We start from the raw sequence: 16,789 nt of genomic DNA on the forward strand, positions 1-16,789 counted from the left end.
CGCCCCGACCGGTCGGGACATAACGCGAGCGTGTGGGGGCTCTGTGAGAAACTGGCACGCATGAGCAACGGCACCCTCATCCTGATGCGTCATGGCGAGAGCGAATGGAACGCGTCCAACCAGTTCACCGGCTGGGTCGACGTGGCCCTCACCGACAAGGGCAAGGCCGAGGCGGTGCGCGCCGGGCAACTGCTCGTCGAGCACGACGTGCTGCCCGACATTCTCTACACCTCGCTGCTGCGTCGTGCGATCTCGACCGCACAGATCGCCCTCGACACGGCCGACCGCCACTGGATCCCGGTGACCCGCGACTGGCGCCTCAACGAGCGCCATTACGGTGCCCTGCAGGGCCTGAACAAGGCCGACACCCTGGAGAAGTACGGCCAGGAGCAGTTCATGCTGTGGCGTCGTAGCTACGACACCCCGCCGCCGAAGATCGAGCCCGACAGCGAGTACAGCCAGTCCGACGACCCGCGGTACGCCGATCTGGCCGAGGTCCCGCTGACCGAGTGCCTGCAGGACGTCGTCGTGCGGCTGGTGCCCTACTTCGAAGAGGTCATCGCCGCCGACCTGAAGGCCGGCAAGACCGTCCTGATCGCCGCACACGGCAATTCGCTGCGCGCCCTGGTCAAGCACCTCGACAAGATCTCCGACGCCGACATCGCCGAGCTGAACATCCCGACCGGCAACCCGCTGCGCTACGACCTCGACGAGAACCTCGAGCCGCTGAACCCGGGCGGGACCTACCTCGACCCCGAGGCCGCCGCCGCGGGTGCCGCCGCCGTCGCCGCACAGGGGCAGAAGTAGCCCGATATGTGAGCCGTAACACAATTGTCATGGCGTCGGTTGTGTGACGCGCGCTACATTGGGTCCATGGCAGATGTGGGGACACTGCGGATCGTGCATTCGCCTGCACGGGAACGCTACGAGGCGATTCTGAGCACCGACCCTGACGGCATGGGAGGTGACGAGACGGTCGGCTACGTCGACTACGTCTCCGAGACCTACCAGGTCGTGCTGACGCACACCGTGATCCCGGAGTACTACTCCGGGCGCGGCTATGCGGGGCAACTAGTCCGGGCGGTACTCGACGACATCCGGGGCAGCGGGAAGCAGGTCGTGCCGGTCTGCTCCTATGTCCAACGGTTCATCGAGCGGAATCCCGAGTACGCCGACATGGCGGTCGCGGTACCCCAGTGAGGGGTTCCGACACCGCCGATCGCCGATGGGTGGTCACCTGACGGTTGCTTGCGGCCCGGTGACGGGGGTCGTCGGCGTTCGTCGGGCCGCCCAACGCCGCGTGAACAACTGCCGAATAAACGCGACGAAAGTGTGTTCGCCGTTTCCGGGGTCGTAAGCTGCGTGTGTGAGCGCTGGATTCATTGTTGCGGCCGTCGCGGCGATCGTCCTGGCGCTTCTGTTCGGAATCGTGCTGGGTCGCAGTGACCGCACCGCCCGGTTGGCGGCGCGTCGTCGGCTCACCCGACATGCTCCTCGCGAGAGCCCGACTCCCGGTGTGCTGACGGAGGTCTCCGCCCCGGCGGCGGACACCGGAGTATTCGGAACCGATGCGCCCGTCCCCGCCGACCGTCCCCGTGAGGTCTCCGAGGGCGCGGCTCTGCGGGTGACCGATGTGGCGTCGGTCACCGCCGACGGCCGGATGACCAAGGCCGGTCTGCTCAGTCTGATCGTGCGGCACACCGAGGTGGGGGTCGCCGTCGTCGACAGCTACCGCGACGTGGTGCTGTACAACCATCGGGCCATCGAACTGGGCATCGTCAACGACCGGCTGCTCGCCGACCCGGTCTGGGATGCGGTCGTCTCCGTCCTCGAGACCGACGAGGACGAGCGCTTCGACTTCGTCCCGCCGATCTCCGCCCTCGGCTTTCTGGCCACCGGCCGGTCGTCGCGGCGTGGCGCCGAGTCGGTGCGATGCCTGGCCCGCCTGGTCGCCCAGGACGACGAGGAGTATGTCGTCATCTACGGCACCGACGACACCGAGAACATCCGCGTCGAGGCCACCCGCCGCGACTTCGTCGCCAATGTCTCCCACGAGCTCAAGACCCCGGTCGGTGCGATCAGCCTGCTCGCCGAGGCGCTCCTCGAATCCGCCGACGACGCCGACTCGGTCCGCCACTTCGGCCACCGTGTGGTCGCCGAGGCGGGCCGGATGGGCCGCATGGTCTCCGAGCTGATCGCGTTGTCCCGGCTCGAGGGCGGCGAGACCCCGGAGTTCACCGCCGTCGACGTCGACCAGCTGGTCGAGGACGCCGTCGAGGGGGCAGCGGTCGGTGCCGAGGCCGCCGGGATCACGTTGCGCTGCGACGACAAGATCGGGATCTCCATCTTCGGCGACCGGATGCTCCTGCTCACGGCATTGAGCAACCTGCTGGTGAACGCCATCGCGTACTCGCCGGCCAACACCACCGTGTCGCTGAGCCGACGGGTCACCGTCGCCGACGGTGTGCCGATGGTCGCGATCGCGGTCACCGACCGGGGGATCGGCATCCAGCCGAGCGACCAGCAGCGGGTGTTCGAGCGCTTCTTCCGCGTCGACAAGGCGCGGTCCCGGCACACCGGCGGCACCGGCCTGGGCCTGGCCATCGTCAAACACGTGGCGGCCACCCATCACGGGAACATCAATCTGTGGAGCCAGCCCGGAACCGGGTCCACCTTCACCCTGTCGATCCCCCAGGACGTGGGGGCCGATGACGCTGCGCAGGCGCAGATCGCATGAAAGCTAAGGAGTCTCACAGGTGACGCACGTACTGATCGTCGAGGATGAGGAGTCGTTGGCGGATCCGCTGGCGTTCCTCCTCCGCAAGGAGGGTTTCGAGGCGAGTGTCGTCAACGACGGCGCGCAGGCCCTTTCGACGTTCGAGCGCATCAGCCCCGACATCGTCCTGCTCGATCTCATGCTGCCCGGGATGTCGGGTACCGAGATCTGCAAGGCGTTGCGTGCGCGTTCCAGTGTGCCGGTGATCATGGTGACTGCCCGCGACAGCGAGATCGACAAGGTCGTGGGCCTCGAACTGGGCGCCGACGACTATGTCACCAAGCCGTACTCGGCTCGGGAGCTCATCGCGCGGATTCGGGCGGTGCTGCGGCGCGGCGGCGACGCGATGGACGAGGATCTCGCGATGTCGGTGCTCGAGGCCGGTCCGGTGCGGATGGACGTCGAACGGCACACCGTGGCCGTCAACGGAGATCCGATCACCCTGCCGCTCAAGGAGTTCGACCTCCTCGAATACCTGCTGCGCAATTCCGGCCGGGTGCTCACCCGCGGTCAGCTGATCGACCGGGTGTGGGGCGCGGACTACGTGGGCGACACCAAGACCCTCGACGTGCACGTGAAGCGTCTGCGTTCCAAGGTCGAACCCGATCCGGCGTCACCGAAGCATCTGGTCACCGTCCGCGGCCTGGGCTACAAGTTCGAGCCCTGAGCCTGCGCTCGTCGTCGGTTCGACCGTCGACGGCCGGTTGCCGATCAGGCGGGGAGTCTCGAATGCTGATTCCGGCAGCCTCGGACGGTGATTGGGCTGGGAGTCTCGAACGGTGATTCCGGCAGTCTCGAACGGTGATTGGGCGGGGAGTCTCGAATGCTGATTCCGGGAGCCTCGGACGGTGATTGGGCGGGGAGTCTCGAACGGTGATTGAGCCGGGACCGAGCGGAGCGAGGACCCGTGTCGAAATCTCTGGAGTGTGTGTTGGGGGGTGGCCACCTCGGGGGTGGTTGCGTTGGTGGGTTCGGCCGGCGGGGGTTTCGACTCGACTTGTCGCTGCGCTCCTCGTCGGCTCAACCATCGATGGACTGTTGGTGATCGGGTCGGGAGTCTCGAGTGCTGATTCCGGCAGTCTCGGACGGTGATTGAGCCGGGACCGAGCGGAGCGAGGACCCGTGTCGAAATCTCTGGAGTGTGTGTTGGGAGGTGACTGGGGTCTGGAGGTGGTGGCGTGTCGTTGTCGGCCGGCGGGGGTTTCGACTCGACTTGTCGCTGCGCTCCTCGTCGGCTCGACCATCGATGGACTGTTGGTGATTGAGCCGGGACCGAGCGGAGCGAGGACCCGTGTCGAAATCTCTGGAGTGTGTGTTGGGGGTGGCCACCTCGGGGTGGTTGCGTTGGTGGGTTCGGCCGGCGGGGGTTTCGACTCGACTTGTCGCTGCGCTCCTCGTCGGCTCAACCATCGTTGTTGGTGATCGGGCCTACTCGTCGTCGAGTTGCTCGTATTTGATGTCTGTCTCGCGGCGGGTGGTGGCCGCCGCGGTTGCGGGGTGAACGGCGATGAGTCCCAGCTGGGTTCGGCGACGGCACGCGTCGGCGAGGACGTCGTAGGCGGCCTGGCCGATCAGCTCGATCAGCTCCGGTGCGTAGGACTGCCACACCGCGGTGGCGCCGACATGCGCATCCGGCGATCCCGAGCAGTACCACTTCAGGTCGTGGCCGCCCTCACCCCAGCCGCGTCGGTCGTACTCGGTGATGGTGGTGCGCAGCACCTCGGTGCCGTCGGGGCGTTCCACCCAGTCCTGTTCGCGGCGTACCGGGAGCTGCCAGCACACGTCGGGCTTCACCGTCAGTGGTTCCAGGCCTTTGCGTAATGCCATGGCGTGCAGAGCACATCCCGGGCCACGCTCGAAGTCGGGCCGGTTGAGGAAGATGCAGGCACCCTTGTGGCGTCGCGTCTTGAGGGCGGGCTCGTCCTCCAGCTCGTCCTCGACGAGATACCCGCGCGGGCCGAGCGGGTCCTTGCCCGAACCCTTCTTGTAGAACTGCCAGTCCTTCTCGGTGAGCATGGACACGCCCTTGGCGAGGCGTTTGCGGTCGTCCTTGTCCGACAGATACGCGCCGTGGGAGCAGCATCCGTCGTCGTCACGTCCCTCCACGATCCCCTGGCATGCGGGCGTCCCGAACACGCAGGTCCAGTGCGAGAGCAGCCAGGTCAGGTCGGCCTTGACGACGTGGTCGGGATCGTCCGGATCACCGAACTCATACCATTCGCGCGGAAAGTCGAGATCGACTTCCGGCGCGGGCTTCATGCGCGCGATGGTCCGAGATGAGGGCACATCGACAACGGTAGCCCCAGAACGGGGCGAAGCTGCGGTCGGCGGGACCCATGCGCAGGTGTGCACCCGGCGACGCACTACCGTGTACACGTGCGCTTAGGAGTCCTCGACGTGGGCAGCAATACGGTCCACCTGCTTGTCGTCGATGCACATCGGGGCGGTCATCCGTCGCCGATGAGTTCAACCAAGTCGGTGTTGCGTCTGGCCGAGCACATCGACGGCAAGGGTCGCCTCGACGACGGGGCGGCCGAACGCCTCGTCGACTCGATCGGTGAATTCACCCACATCGCCACCACCTCCGGGTGTTCGCAGATGATGGCGTTCGCCACCTCCGCGGTGCGTGATGCCACCAACTCGGACGCGGTGCTGGCGCGGGTCGCCGCCAAGACCGGGGTGGAGGTGGAGGTGTTGTCGGGTCGCGACGAGGCCCGCCTCACGTCCCTGGCAGTGCGGCGCTGGTACGGCTGGTCCGCCGGCCGCATCCTGGCGCTCGACATCGGCGGCGGTTCGCTGGAAATGTCCAACGGAGTCGACGAGGAGCCCGACGTGGCGTTGTCGGTGCCGCTCGGCGCCGGCCGCGTGACCCGGGACTGGCTGCCCGACGATCCGCCGGACCGCCGTCGGATCGGGGTGCTGCGCGACTGGCTGGACGCCGAGCTGCGTCCTGTCGCCAAAGAGCTGCTGGAGCCGGGCAAACCGGATATCGCGGTCGCGACGTCGAAGACGTTCCGCAGCCTGGCCCGCCTGACCGGTGCGGCGCCGTCCGGGGCCGGACCGCGCGTCAAGCGCACCCTCACCGCGAGTGGTCTGCGCCAGCTGATCGCCTTCATCTCTCGGATGACCCGGTCCGATCGCGCCGAGCTCGAAGGGGTCAGCGCCGATCGCTCCGGACAGCTCGTCGCCGGTGCGCTGGTCGCCGAGGCGGCGATGCGGGCACTCGGTGTCGATACACTGGAGATCTGTCCGTGGGCGTTGCGTGAAGGCGTGATCCTTCGTCGACTCGACGCCGAGCCGGCCGACCTGACGGATCCGGTGGTCGCGGGCAGCGGGGGCAGCGGAAGCGCCGGGGGCAGAGACGCACGCTGACGTGGCCTGCGGCACCCCGGCACGACCTGAAGGACGGAGAGCGCACAGCCATGGCGAATGATCCCGGGAAGCAAGATTCGGGGCCCGACTCGCGGCCGATCTCGGTGTCCGAGTTGTTGGCGCGGTCCCAGTCCGGTGACGCGGCGTCGAGCACCACATCGGGTGGTCGTGAGGGCCGCGGACGTCGGCGTGCCGGCCGGTCGGGCGCGGTCTCGGTGTCGGAGCTGACCGGCGAGATCCCGACCATCACGAGCGCACCGTCGGACACCGACGATCAGGTTGGCGATTCGACCGTCGCCACCTCTGTGCCCACCGCCCCGAGTGTGCCCACCGCCCCGAGTGTGCCCACCACCCCGAGTGCGCCCACCACCCCGAGTGCGCCCACCACCCCGAGTGCGCCCACCACCCCGAGTGCGCCCACGGTGGGCACACCGACCGCCTTCCCGCGGTCGGGTGATCCGGTCGCGCGTCGCATCGCCGACACCCGTCCGCAGCCCGACCCGTCCCCGTTCGCACCGCCGACCTCGGGATACACCGCCAGCGGGATGCCCGGGTTCGCGCCGCCGCCCACGCGTGACTTCCACTCCGGTGACGTCGCCGATCGCCTGAGCACCGGCTCCGCCACCGATCAGGGGGCCGACGACTCGTCGAACGAGGTCACCGGGATCATCCCGGTGGTCGCCGACACCGAGCCGGTGGCCGCCGACGCCGCCGAGGGAAGTCGTTTCGGCGAGGTGATGGACGACTTCGACGCCTACCGTAACTTCGCCGACGTCGAGGTCCCGGACGAGGAGCCCAAGAAGAAGCGCGGCTGGTTCTCGCGGCGCAAGAAGGCTGACGCCGCGCCGTCGCGTGCGGCGGCCGCCAAGGAGACCGCGACGCCGGCAGCGGCACCGATCGCCGTGCCGGTGACCACACCCGAGCCGGCCACCCACCCGGCCGCCGAGGCCGATGTGGTCCCCGACGACACCACTGCGCCGTCGTCGGAACCGCACGGCGCGACGTCGGTCGCCCCAGAAGCCCGAACCCCCGCTGCCCGAACCCCCGCTGCCCGAACCCCCGCTGCCGAGGAGGTGAACGCCGGCGAGGTCACCACCGCCATCCCGCCGGTCACCGACACCCCCCACGAGCCGGCGGATACCGACGACGAGGCGAACGCGCCGACGCCCGACGGGCTCGGGACGGCACCCGTCGGTGCCACCGTCGAGTCGGACGACCCGGATTTCGCCGAGAACGTCGAGACCTATCGGGGTGCCGACCTCACCGACACCGCAGCACTGGTCACGGCAGCATCGGACACCGCAGTGTCGGACACCGCAGTGTCGGACACCGCAGTGTCGGACACGCCAGCATCCGACACCGCAGCATCCGACACCGCTGCAGCGGAGGCCGGATCGGCGGACACGACCGCAGCCGTGACTGCCGGCGACGCGGGTGAGGACACAGCGATGATGTCCCTCGCCGATCTCGAGGACGACGGGTCCGCCGACACCGAACATCGCACCGATACCGCCCCGGTGACATCGAAGGCCGAGCTGCGGGCCGAGGCGAAGGCGGCGAAGCAGGCCGCCAAGGCGGAGAAGGCCAAGGCGGACAAGGCGGACAAGGCGGACAAGGCCGGGAAGCCTGAACGGTCACCCGCGCTGGCCTGGCTCGCCCTGATCGGCGAGGTCGTGGCCGGCCTCGCCGTCGGCGTCGGCCTGTTCTGGGGCTTCACCGAACTGTGGCGCTGGAATGTCTACTTCGCGCTGGTGCTGGCCGTGCTGGTGATCTTCGGCATCGTCACGTTCTCGCATCTGGTACGCAAGTCCAGCGACCTGGTCACCACGTTGTTGGCGCTCGCGGTCGGACTGATCGTCACCATCGGTCCGCTCGTCCTGCTGGCGACGTGACCCCACCCTCCGGCATCTTCTCCGCCGCCCGTCCGATGGCCGACATCCCGATCGGCCTGTCCACGGCCTCGGTCTATCCGCAGAACACCGAGGCCGCCTTCGGGTATGCCGCCGAACTCGGCTACGACGGTGTGGAACTGATGGTCTGGGGCGACCCGGTCAGCCAGGACATCCGCCACATCGAGTATCTGTCGGAGCGATATCAGGTGCCGGTGTTGTCGGTGCACGCGCCGTGCCTGCTGATCTCGCAACGCGTGTGGGGCCGTGATCCGCTCCGCAAGCTCGCGCGCTCCGCCGAGGCCGCCGAGATCCTCGGCGCCTCGGCCGTCGTCGTCCATCCCCCGTTCCGGTGGCAGCGCGAGTACGTCGAGGCCTTCGACGACACCGTCGGTGAGCTGTCGGAGTCCAGCGGGGTGGCCGTGGCGGTGGAGAACATGTTCCCGATGCGCGCGGACCGGCTGTTCGGGGCGGGGGAGCGGTCGGCGCAGCGAATGGCCCGACGCGGTGGCGGCCCCGGCGCGTCGATGTCGGCGTTCGGCAAGTCCATCGACCCCACCGACGACGGTTACGGCCACTACACCCTCGATCTGTCGCATTCGGCGACCGCCGGCACCGACGCCCTCGGCCTCTACGACCGCATGGGGACCAACCTCTCGCATCTGCACCTGGCCGACGGGTCCGGCGCCGCCCACGACGAACACCTCATCCCCGGGGACGGAACGCAACCGTGCGCCGAGGTGTGCCGGCGGATCGCGCAGAGCGAATTCGCCGGGGCGGTGATCCTCGAGGTCACCACGTCGGCGGCGCGAACCAGGCCCGAGCGGCGCGCGATGCTGGCGCGTTCGCTAGATTTTGCGCGACAGCATCTCAAACGTGAGGCGAGTCGCGCCGGCTAGTGCGGCGTCCGGCCGCCCGGACACAGGGCATGGCGGAACGGCACGACCGTCGGTACGCGATGCCGTCGGAAGGTGACATGAGCGACAAGCTGACCGCATTGCTGGACCTCACCCGGGTCGGCGAGGTCCGGACCGACGGTGAGTTCCCGGAGCTCACCTACACCACCGTCATCGATCCGGCGTTCACCATCGGCCCCAAGGTGCACGGCGGGTCGATGCAGATGATCGTCGCACGTGCCGCCCGTCGCGCCGCGGACGACTTCGACAGGACATCCGGAGAGGCGGCGTCGGCCCCGTCCGACATCGTGCCGGTGGCCATTGCCAGCGACTTCCTGTCGGCGCCGGACCCCGCCGAGGTCACCCTGACCGTGTCGTTGCGCAAGCGCGGGCGACAGGTGACGCTGATGCGCGTCGACCTCGCGCAGAACGGTCGCACCATGGTGTCCTCGTCGGTGACCCTTGCCCGTCACGACCACGGCACCCCGCATCATTCGGCTCCGACGCTGCTCGACGCCACCCCGGTCACCCCACCCGACGGCGGCATCGACGTGCACCACTCGCCGGTCGGCAAGGTCGTCCACCTCGGGGCCGCGCTGGACTTCGTCCTCGACGCCGACTCCTTCCCCGTGGTCCGGGGGGAGCGTGGTGAGCCGGTGGTGCGCGGCTGGACCCGACCCAAGGAGGTCGAACCCGACGCCGACTTCGCCGTGCTGGTCTGCGACATCTCGCCGCCGGTGGTGATGAACCTCGCCCTGTTCGGCTGGGCGCCGACGGTGCAGCTGACCACCTACATCCGACGTGATCCGGCGCCCGGATGGCTGCGATTCGTGGCGACGAGCACTGAGGTCGGGCCCGGGATGTTCGAGGAGGACCACCTCGTGGTGGACTCGACGGGGACGGTCGTCGCGCAGTCGCGGCAGCTCGCCCTCATCCCGGCCGAACACAATTCGAAGTGACCGGCATCGCCGGCGGACCGGCCGGGCCCTTGCACAACAGACCATCAAGCAGAAAGGCTGTTCACTCGTGACCGAACGCATCGCCATCGTCGGGGGCGGCAAGATCGGCGAGGCGCTCCTCGCCGGACTCATCGGATCGGGCAAACCCACCAAGGACCTCGTCGTCGTCGAGCGGGTCCCGGCGCGGGCCACCGAGATCGCCGACGAGTACGGGGTGCTGGTCACCGACGACGTGACCGTGGCGGCCGAGTCCGCGCAGTTCGTGTTCCTCGCAGTCAAGCCCGACGATGTCGAGCCGGTGCTGCGCAAGCTGGCCGCTGCCGACGACACCGCCGACACCGAGCGCGTCACCGTCTCCCTGGCCGCAGGAGTCACCCTCGCCCGCTGCGAGAAGCTGTTGCAGGCCGGATCGCCGGTCATCCGGGTCATGCCCAACACACCGATGCTGGTCAACGAGGCCATGTCGGCGGTGTCGGCGGGACGCCACGTCGACGAGGGGCAGCTCCGTGCGGTCACCCGCCTGCTGGAATCGGTCGGTCGCGTCGCGGTGGTGCCGGAGAAGCAGATGGACGCGGTCACCGCGGTGTCCGGCTCGGGGCCGGCGTATGTGTTCCTGATGGCCGAGGCGCTGATCGACTCGGGCGTCACACTGGGCCTGACGCGCGCCCAGGCCACCGAGATGGCCGTGCAGACCATTCGGGGTGCGGGCATCCTGCTCAGCGATTCCGGCCTGTCCCCGGTGGATCTGCGGGCTGCGGTCACCTCGCCGGGTGGGACCACCGCAGCGGCCGTCCGTGAGCTCGAGTCCCACGGGTTCCGGGGCGCCTTCTACGCCGGTACCCAGGCTGCCGCAGACGTCTCCGCACGGGCTGGACGTCGAGTGGACGTTGAGGGTTAGGGTCCACGACGCGGCCTCGGCCGAATCCCACAATTAGTGGTCAAGATCGAGGTGACCACAGTATCTTGTGGTCAGACTCGTCAAATCGCCCAAATCTTGGCCACTCCCGTCGCTTTTTTCACACCAGCCACGCTAAGCTTCTCCAAGCACGTGCGTGTCTGATGTCCGCCGGAGGGGAAGCCGGCGGCCGCGACACGTGCTCCGGAGGTATGAGAATTTCATGGCACCTGCAGAGACCCCAGGAGATAGGCCGGCCGCGGTGAGCAGCACGGCGTCCGGCTCGCAGTTCCTCACCGTCGCCGAGGTCGCCTCGCTGATGCGTGTGTCCAAGATGACGGTCTACCGTCTCGTGCACAGCGGCGAACTGCCCGCCGTCCGCGTGGGCCGCTCGTTCCGCGTTCACGCCAAGGCGGTGCACGACTACCTCGAGACCTCGTACTTCGACGCAGGCTAGTCCTCCGGGACGGTTCGCGTCGGGGTGCGAAGCCCTCGTCCGGCACGGCCGGATCTCGTCCGACACGCGGTTGTGTCGGAGGCGATCCCGCCGTGCCGTCGTCGTCTCGCGGGCGATTCGCGGCACTTCGCGGGGGGTGATTTCTGTTCGGCAGAGGCGGCCGGTAGTGTTGACGGTTGCGTACCGGTGAACGCGGCTTGCACGCGTGGTCACGACCTGCCGGTCACAGAACATTGCATTGAAGTGAGGAAGCACCCCGATGGGCTCAGTGATCAAGAAGCGCCGCAAGCGCATGTCGAAGAAGAAGCACCGCAAGCTGCTGCGTCGCACCCGGGTGCAGCGTCGCAAACTCGGTAAGTGAGCCGACTCGGGTTCTGAGCCGACCCGGCCCCGTCCGGGTCCGGCTCACCCACGAGTCCGTGTTCAGGGCGCCTCCACCTCGGGTGGGCGCCCTTTCGCGTTCACCGGGTCCGGTGGACCATGTACGCCGGGCGCTCGATCCGGCCGGTGGCCGTACCGTCCGGGTGCTGCTCGCCGTCGATCCGGATGCCCTAGCCTGGTGCCCATGGCAGACGCGTCCGAACACCGGCCCCGGACAGTCCTCGTCACCGGGGCGTCGACGTTCCTCGGCGGCTATCTGGTGGCGCGGCTCGCGAACAATCCGGATATCGCACGGGTGATCGCGGTCGACTCCCGTGTGCCGCGCAAGGACCTCATGCGCCGGATGGGTCGTGCGGAGTTCCTGCGCATCGACATCCGACGCCCCGCGATCGCCAAGGCCATCGCCAACTGCAACGTCGACACCGTCGTGCACGCCGCCACCTCGATCATGGACACCGCGCCACACTCGACGGCGATCAAGGAGTTCAACCTGCTCGGCGCGATGCAGGTGTGTGCCGCCGCGCAGCGCAGTCCCTCGGTCAAGCGGCTCGTCCTGCGGTCGACGGCGATGGTCTACGGCGCCAGTTCCGGCGATCCCTCGCATTTCTCCGAGGAGATCCCCGCCAAGCGCGAGCCCACCCGCGGGTACGGCCGTGACCTGCTCGACGCCGAGGGGTATGTCCGCGGACTGGGTCGTCGGCGACAGGACATCGACGTCACCATCGTGCGTCCGCAGGCCATGCTCGGGCCGCGGATCAACACCCGGATGGGGTCGTATCTCTCCCTGCCCGTGGTGCCCACCGTGATCGGCTTCCAGCCGCGCCTGCAGTTCCTGCACGAGGAGGACGCCCTCGCCGCGATGGAACATGCCACGCTCGCCGGCAAGGTCGGCACGTTCAACGTCGCCGCCGACGGCGTCGTCACGCTCACCCAGGCGATCCGGCGGATCGGTCATCTCGAGCTCCCGGTGCCCAGTCAGCTGCTCGCGCCGATCACCGGCGTGCTGCAGGACCTGCGATCGGCCAAGCTGCGGAGTTCGCAGACCGACTTCCTCACCTACGGTCGGGTTCTCGACACCACCCGCATGCGGACCGAGTTCGGGTTCGCGCCGCGGTACACGACGCTGGAGACCCTCGACGACTTCGTCGCGCGCAGCGGGGTCACCCCGCTGATCGAGCCCGGGGCGTGGCGGGGTCTCGAGAAGCGGATCGTCTCCGCGGCATTACAGCTGAGATGAGACTCGGTCATCTCGGACGTTTGTGGAGTCCCCTGTGCAGAGGGCCTGTCGGCGCCGTACTATTGAGAGCCAGACCGGTGCGGAGTGATTGCGTACATCACCTGAGACCCGATTCGGTAACCAAGATCACTGTGGGGGTGACGAGGTAGTGGGTGGACCCATCCCTGAGACACGCACCGCCAAGGTCATTCAACTCTATGCAAGCCCTGACGTCCGTCGCCCTACGACCGGCGTCGACGCCGGGAGAGAGCGACATCCCAGCCAGCACGGGGTCTCCCGGACGGCGCGAAAGGTCGAGCCGGCCGGGCATCCCAACACCGACGGATTCGGGATCACACCGGCATCGGTGACACCGATCAGTGATGAGGTCGTCGTCGACGAGACACTGGGAGCAGAACATCGGCCGGTCCGTTCCTCACCGTTGTTCAGTTTCGGTGGAGTTCGCGGGGCCGTGGCCGATACCCTCACTGCCACAGCCGGTTTCATTCGTGAGCGGATGACCGGTGACTACGAGGTGGACGACTTCGGATTCGATCCGCATTTCACCGATGCGGTCTGGTTTCCGGCGATCCGGCAGATCTACGAGAAGTGGTTCCGGGTCGAGGTGTCCGGGGTGGAGAACCTGCCCCGCGAGGGCGGTGCGTTGCTCGTCGCCAACCACGCCGGCTCCATCCCGGTGGACGCGATCATGACCTCGCTGGCCGTGCGCGACAACCATCCGACCGGCCGGTATCTGCGAATTCTTGCCGCCGACATGGCATTTGACTCTCCCGGTGTGGGTGAGGTGGCGCGCCGGATCGGCGCCACGCTCGCGTGCGCCCAGGACGCCGACCGCCTACTCCGTCAGGGCGAGCTCACCGCGGTGTGGCCGGAGGGCTACAAGGGGATCGGCAAACTGTACAAGGACCGCTACAAGTTGCAGCGGTTCGGCCGGGGCGGATTCGTGACCACGGCGCTGCGGAATGCGGTTCCGATCATTCCGGTGTCCATCGTCGGATCCGAGGAAATCTATCCGATGATCAGCGATCTCAAACCGTTGGCGCGCATTCTCGGAATGCCCTATATTCCGATCACCCCGACATTTCCGTGGCTCGGCCCGCTCGGTTTGGTCCCGCTGCCGTCCAAGTGGCACATCCATTTTGGTCGTCCGATCGAGACGGGGGGATATGACGAGTCCTCCGCCGACGACCCGATGGTGGTCTTCGATCTGACCGATCACGTCCGCGAGGAAATCCAGCAGACCCTGTTCCGGATGCTCAGCCGGCGCGGAAGCGTGTATTTCGGCTGACCTGCGCTGTTCGGATCGCGTCGATCGTTTCGGTTGACCCCATTCGCTTTTCGGTGTGGGCGTCGGTGCCGAGCGCTAGTCTCGTCACCATACGGTGTCACGATGCAGGGAGGAATCGGATGCGGGCAGTGGTCTGTCATCAGGGAGAGCTGACCGTCGAGGAGCTCGACGCACCACAACCCGGCAAGGGTGAGATGGTGCTGCGCGTGCGGCGCGCCGGGATCTGCGGGTCGGACCTGCATGCGCGCCGCTGCTGCGATGACACCGCCGACGCGGCACAGGAGGTCGGCTACAACGATTTCATGCGTTCTGCGCAGTCTGTGGTCATGGGACACGAGTTCGTCGGCGAGGTGGTCTCCTACGGGCCCGGATGCCGCAAGAAGTGGGCGCCGGGAACCAGGGTGGTGGCGCTGCCGATGGTCCGGGGGGAGCACGGCCCGCAGCTGACCGGACTCTCCCGACTCGCCCCCGGCGCCTACGCCGATTTCGTGGTGACCAGCGAGGACATGACGATCGAGGTGCCCGACGGGGTGTCCCTCGACGCCGCCGCGCTCACCGAGCCGATGGCGGTGGCCTACCACGCGGTGCGTCGCGGTGACGTCGGACGACGCGACGTTGCCGTGGTGATCGGTTGTGGCCCAATCGGTCTGGCCGTCATCTCGGTCTTGAAGGCGACCGGTGTGCGGACCGTCGTCGCCTCCGACCCGTCCGCCGGGCGTCGTGATCTCGCCCGTCGCGTCGGCGCCGACATCGTGGTCGATCCCGCCATCGACTCCCCGTGGGACGTCGCCGTGGCGAAGGGGAAGTACGTCGCGAACGTCGATCAACTCTTCGGGGCGGCCTTCGACGGCATGCGCACCCTGCGCCGCATCCCGCTGGTGCCGTGGGCGTCGATGTTCCACCTCGCCGACCGCCTCGGGGCCACCCCGACGGGACCGGTGGTGTTCGAGTGCGTCGGCGTACCAGGCATGCTCGATCACGTGATGTCCGGTGCGCCGCTGCGTTCGCGGATCGTGGTGGTGGGCGTCTGCATGGAGGCCGACCACATCCGGCCGGTGGTGGGCATCAACAAGGAACTCGACCTGCGGTTCGTCTTCGGCTACGACCCGGCGGAGTTCCACGACACCCTGCACCTGATCGCCGACGGCAAGGTGGACGTGACGCCGCTGGTCACCGCCACCGTCGGCCTCGACGGCGTGGCGAACGCCTTCGAGGCGCTCGGTTCGGCCGAACACCACGCGAAGGTGCTGATCGACCCGACGTCGACGGTGACGACCCTGTAGGCCGTGGGTTCGGCGGCCTCAGTGCCCCCGGAACGGCCTCAGTGCCCCCGGAACGGCCTCAGCGACCCCGGAGCAGCCGCACCGCGGCCGCGGCACCGCCACCGGCGGCACCCACCACCAGGGCGCCACCGACGCCGTACTTGGCGGCCTTGCGGGCGGTGCGGAAGTCATACATCTCCCAGCCGCGCACCTTGGCCACGTCGCGCAGGTCGGCGTCGGGATTGATCGCCACCGCCGTGCCCACCAGTGAGAGCATCGGCACGTCGTTGTGGGAGTCGGAGTAGGCGGTGCACCGCTTGAGGTTCAAGCCCTCGCGAATGGCCAACGCGCGCACCGCATGTGCTTTGCCGGGGCCATGCAGGATGTCGCCGACGAGGCGCCCGGTGAACACCCCGTCCTTGCTCTCGGCGACCGTTCCCAGCGCGCCGGTCAGGCCCAGCCGGTCGGCGATCGTCTGGGCGAGTTCGACCGGCGTCGCGGTGACCAGCCACACCTGCTGCCCGGCGTCGAGATGCCGCTGCGCGAGCGCTCGCGTGCCCGGCCAGATCTTGTCGACGATGTACTCGTCGTAGATCTCCTCGCCGAGCTCCGCCAGCTCCGACGTCGACCGCCCCGCGATGAAGCTCAGCGCCTTCTCGCGGCCCTCGGCCACGTCGTCGGCGTTCTCCTTACCGGTGATCCGGAACTTGGCCTGGGACCACGCGAAGTCCAGCACGTCGGAGTACGAGAAGTACTTGCGGGCGGCGAGCCCCCGGGCGAAATGCACGATCGAGGCGCCTTGGACCAGGGTGTTGTCGACGTCGAAGAAGGCCGCGGCGGTCAGGTCACGCGGGGCGTCGGGGTCGTCGACCACCGGTGGCCCGGCGCGCAACGCGGCCACCGCGGCGCGGGCGCTGGCCTCACCGGCAAGGGTCTGCCGCAGTTCCTGGGCGGTCTGCCGGAACCGGCCGCCCGCGGCGCTCGCGCGCTCGGCGATCCAGGCGGTCACCCGGCTGCTCTCGTCCTCCTCGGCGGTGTCGGAGTCGTCGGCAGCGGAGTCGTCGGGAGCGGAGACGGCGTCGTCGTCGGACACCACCCCACCGTCGACACGTTCGGCGTGCGCCTCCCAGTCCTCGGCGGAGGGGCCCTCCTCGGTCTCGGCCGGCCCGGCGTCGCCGATCACGGCCCCACCGGACACGTTCTCCGCGGCCACATCCGGATCCGGGCGGACGTCTCCCGGATTCGCGTCACCATCAGCGGTCACACCCACAGTTCACACCTCCATGACGGCCCGTCGGCGGGCTGTTGGGGCTCGACGAGTACAGCCTAGCCGGGGTGTCAGACTGTTCTGGCGAGCAACCAACATCGAACGGGAGA

Annotated in this window: 16 protein-coding genes; 14 read left to right on the plus strand and 2 right to left on the minus strand. The window is 68.4% G+C overall.

Annotation, left to right across the window (positions count from 1 at the left end):
- Positions 1 to 60: 60 nt before the first annotated feature.
- The 4 genes from ACWDUA_RS05925 (at position 61) to ACWDUA_RS05940 (ending at position 3,443) form a co-directional block, all read left to right on the plus strand.
- Positions 61 to 807 (plus strand): phosphoglyceromutase, encoded by a 747-nt coding sequence (locus ACWDUA_RS05925; protein ID WP_449750086.1) that lies wholly within the window; start codon positions 61 to 63, stop codon positions 805 to 807.
- A gap of 66 nt (positions 808 to 873) precedes the next feature.
- Positions 874 to 1,200: a GNAT family N-acetyltransferase gene (locus tag ACWDUA_RS05930; RefSeq protein ID WP_449750087.1), complete on the plus strand. Its 327-nt coding sequence runs from the start codon at positions 874 to 876 to the stop codon at positions 1,198 to 1,200.
- Positions 1,201 to 1,366: 166 nt separating this feature from the next.
- A complete protein-coding gene (locus ACWDUA_RS05935; RefSeq protein WP_449750088.1) occupies positions 1,367 to 2,737 on the plus strand; it encodes a sensor histidine kinase in 1,371 nt (456 codons plus the stop codon).
- A 19-nt stretch (positions 2,738 to 2,756) separates the two neighbouring features.
- Positions 2,757 to 3,443 (plus strand): response regulator, encoded by a 687-nt coding sequence (locus ACWDUA_RS05940; protein ID WP_449750089.1) that lies wholly within the window; start codon positions 2,757 to 2,759, stop codon positions 3,441 to 3,443.
- Positions 3,444 to 4,204: 761 nt separating this feature from the next.
- Here ACWDUA_RS05940 and ACWDUA_RS05945 read toward each other — a convergent pair.
- Complete coding sequence (locus ACWDUA_RS05945; RefSeq protein ID WP_449750090.1) at positions 4,205 to 5,035, minus strand: hypothetical protein; 831 nt, start codon at positions 5,033 to 5,035, stop codon at positions 4,205 to 4,207.
- 117 nt (positions 5,036 to 5,152) lie between these two features.
- Here ACWDUA_RS05945 and ACWDUA_RS05950 point away from each other — a divergent pair, with 117 nt between their 5' ends.
- The 10 genes from ACWDUA_RS05950 (at position 5,153) to ACWDUA_RS05995 (ending at position 15,433) form a co-directional block, all read left to right on the plus strand.
- Positions 5,153 to 6,148 carry a Ppx/GppA phosphatase family protein gene (locus tag ACWDUA_RS05950; protein ID WP_449750091.1) on the plus strand — a complete coding sequence of 332 codons (996 nt, stop codon included), beginning with the start codon at positions 5,153 to 5,155 and terminating at the stop codon, positions 6,146 to 6,148.
- A 50-nt stretch (positions 6,149 to 6,198) separates the two neighbouring features.
- Positions 6,199 to 8,040, plus strand: a complete 1,842-nt coding sequence (locus ACWDUA_RS05955) for a DoxX family protein (protein ID WP_449750092.1) — start codon at positions 6,199 to 6,201, stop codon at positions 8,038 to 8,040.
- A 35-nt stretch (positions 8,041 to 8,075) separates the two neighbouring features.
- Entirely contained in the window at positions 8,076 to 8,936 is an 861-nt protein-coding gene (locus ACWDUA_RS05960) for a sugar phosphate isomerase/epimerase family protein (protein ID WP_449750330.1), read from the plus strand.
- Between the two features lie 77 nt (positions 8,937 to 9,013).
- On the plus strand, positions 9,014 to 9,892 hold the full coding sequence (locus ACWDUA_RS05965) for a thioesterase family protein (RefSeq protein WP_449750093.1): 879 nt from the start codon (positions 9,014 to 9,016) through the stop codon (positions 9,890 to 9,892).
- Between the two features lie 67 nt (positions 9,893 to 9,959).
- The gene (gene proC, locus ACWDUA_RS05970; RefSeq protein WP_449750094.1) at positions 9,960 to 10,790 is read left to right on the plus strand and encodes a pyrroline-5-carboxylate reductase; all 831 of its coding nucleotides are present in this window, start codon (positions 9,960 to 9,962) and stop codon (positions 10,788 to 10,790) included.
- A 220-nt stretch (positions 10,791 to 11,010) separates the two neighbouring features.
- On the plus strand, positions 11,011 to 11,244 hold the full coding sequence (locus tag ACWDUA_RS05975; RefSeq protein ID WP_053776997.1) for a helix-turn-helix domain-containing protein: 234 nt from the start codon (positions 11,011 to 11,013) through the stop codon (positions 11,242 to 11,244).
- Positions 11,245 to 11,503: 259 nt separating this feature from the next.
- Entirely contained in the window at positions 11,504 to 11,605 is a 102-nt protein-coding gene (locus ACWDUA_RS05980) for a 30S ribosomal protein bS22 (RefSeq protein WP_003402602.1), read from the plus strand.
- A 204-nt stretch (positions 11,606 to 11,809) separates the two neighbouring features.
- Complete coding sequence (locus ACWDUA_RS05985) at positions 11,810 to 12,862, plus strand: NAD-dependent epimerase/dehydratase family protein (protein ID WP_449750095.1); 1,053 nt, start codon at positions 11,810 to 11,812, stop codon at positions 12,860 to 12,862.
- Between the two features lie 148 nt (positions 12,863 to 13,010).
- On the plus strand, positions 13,011 to 14,150 hold the full coding sequence (locus ACWDUA_RS05990) for a lysophospholipid acyltransferase family protein (protein WP_449750096.1): 1,140 nt from the start codon (positions 13,011 to 13,013) through the stop codon (positions 14,148 to 14,150).
- Between the two features lie 119 nt (positions 14,151 to 14,269).
- Complete coding sequence (locus ACWDUA_RS05995; RefSeq protein WP_449750097.1) at positions 14,270 to 15,433, plus strand: zinc-binding dehydrogenase; 1,164 nt, start codon at positions 14,270 to 14,272, stop codon at positions 15,431 to 15,433.
- Positions 15,434 to 15,491: 58 nt separating this feature from the next.
- Here ACWDUA_RS05995 and ACWDUA_RS06000 read toward each other — a convergent pair whose 3' ends face one another.
- Positions 15,492 to 16,682, minus strand: a complete 1,191-nt coding sequence (locus tag ACWDUA_RS06000) for an HAD family hydrolase (RefSeq protein WP_449750098.1) — start codon at positions 16,680 to 16,682, stop codon at positions 15,492 to 15,494.
- Positions 16,683 to 16,789: the final 107 nt, after the last annotated feature.

This window comes from Gordonia sp. NPDC003376 (assembly GCF_053589235.1).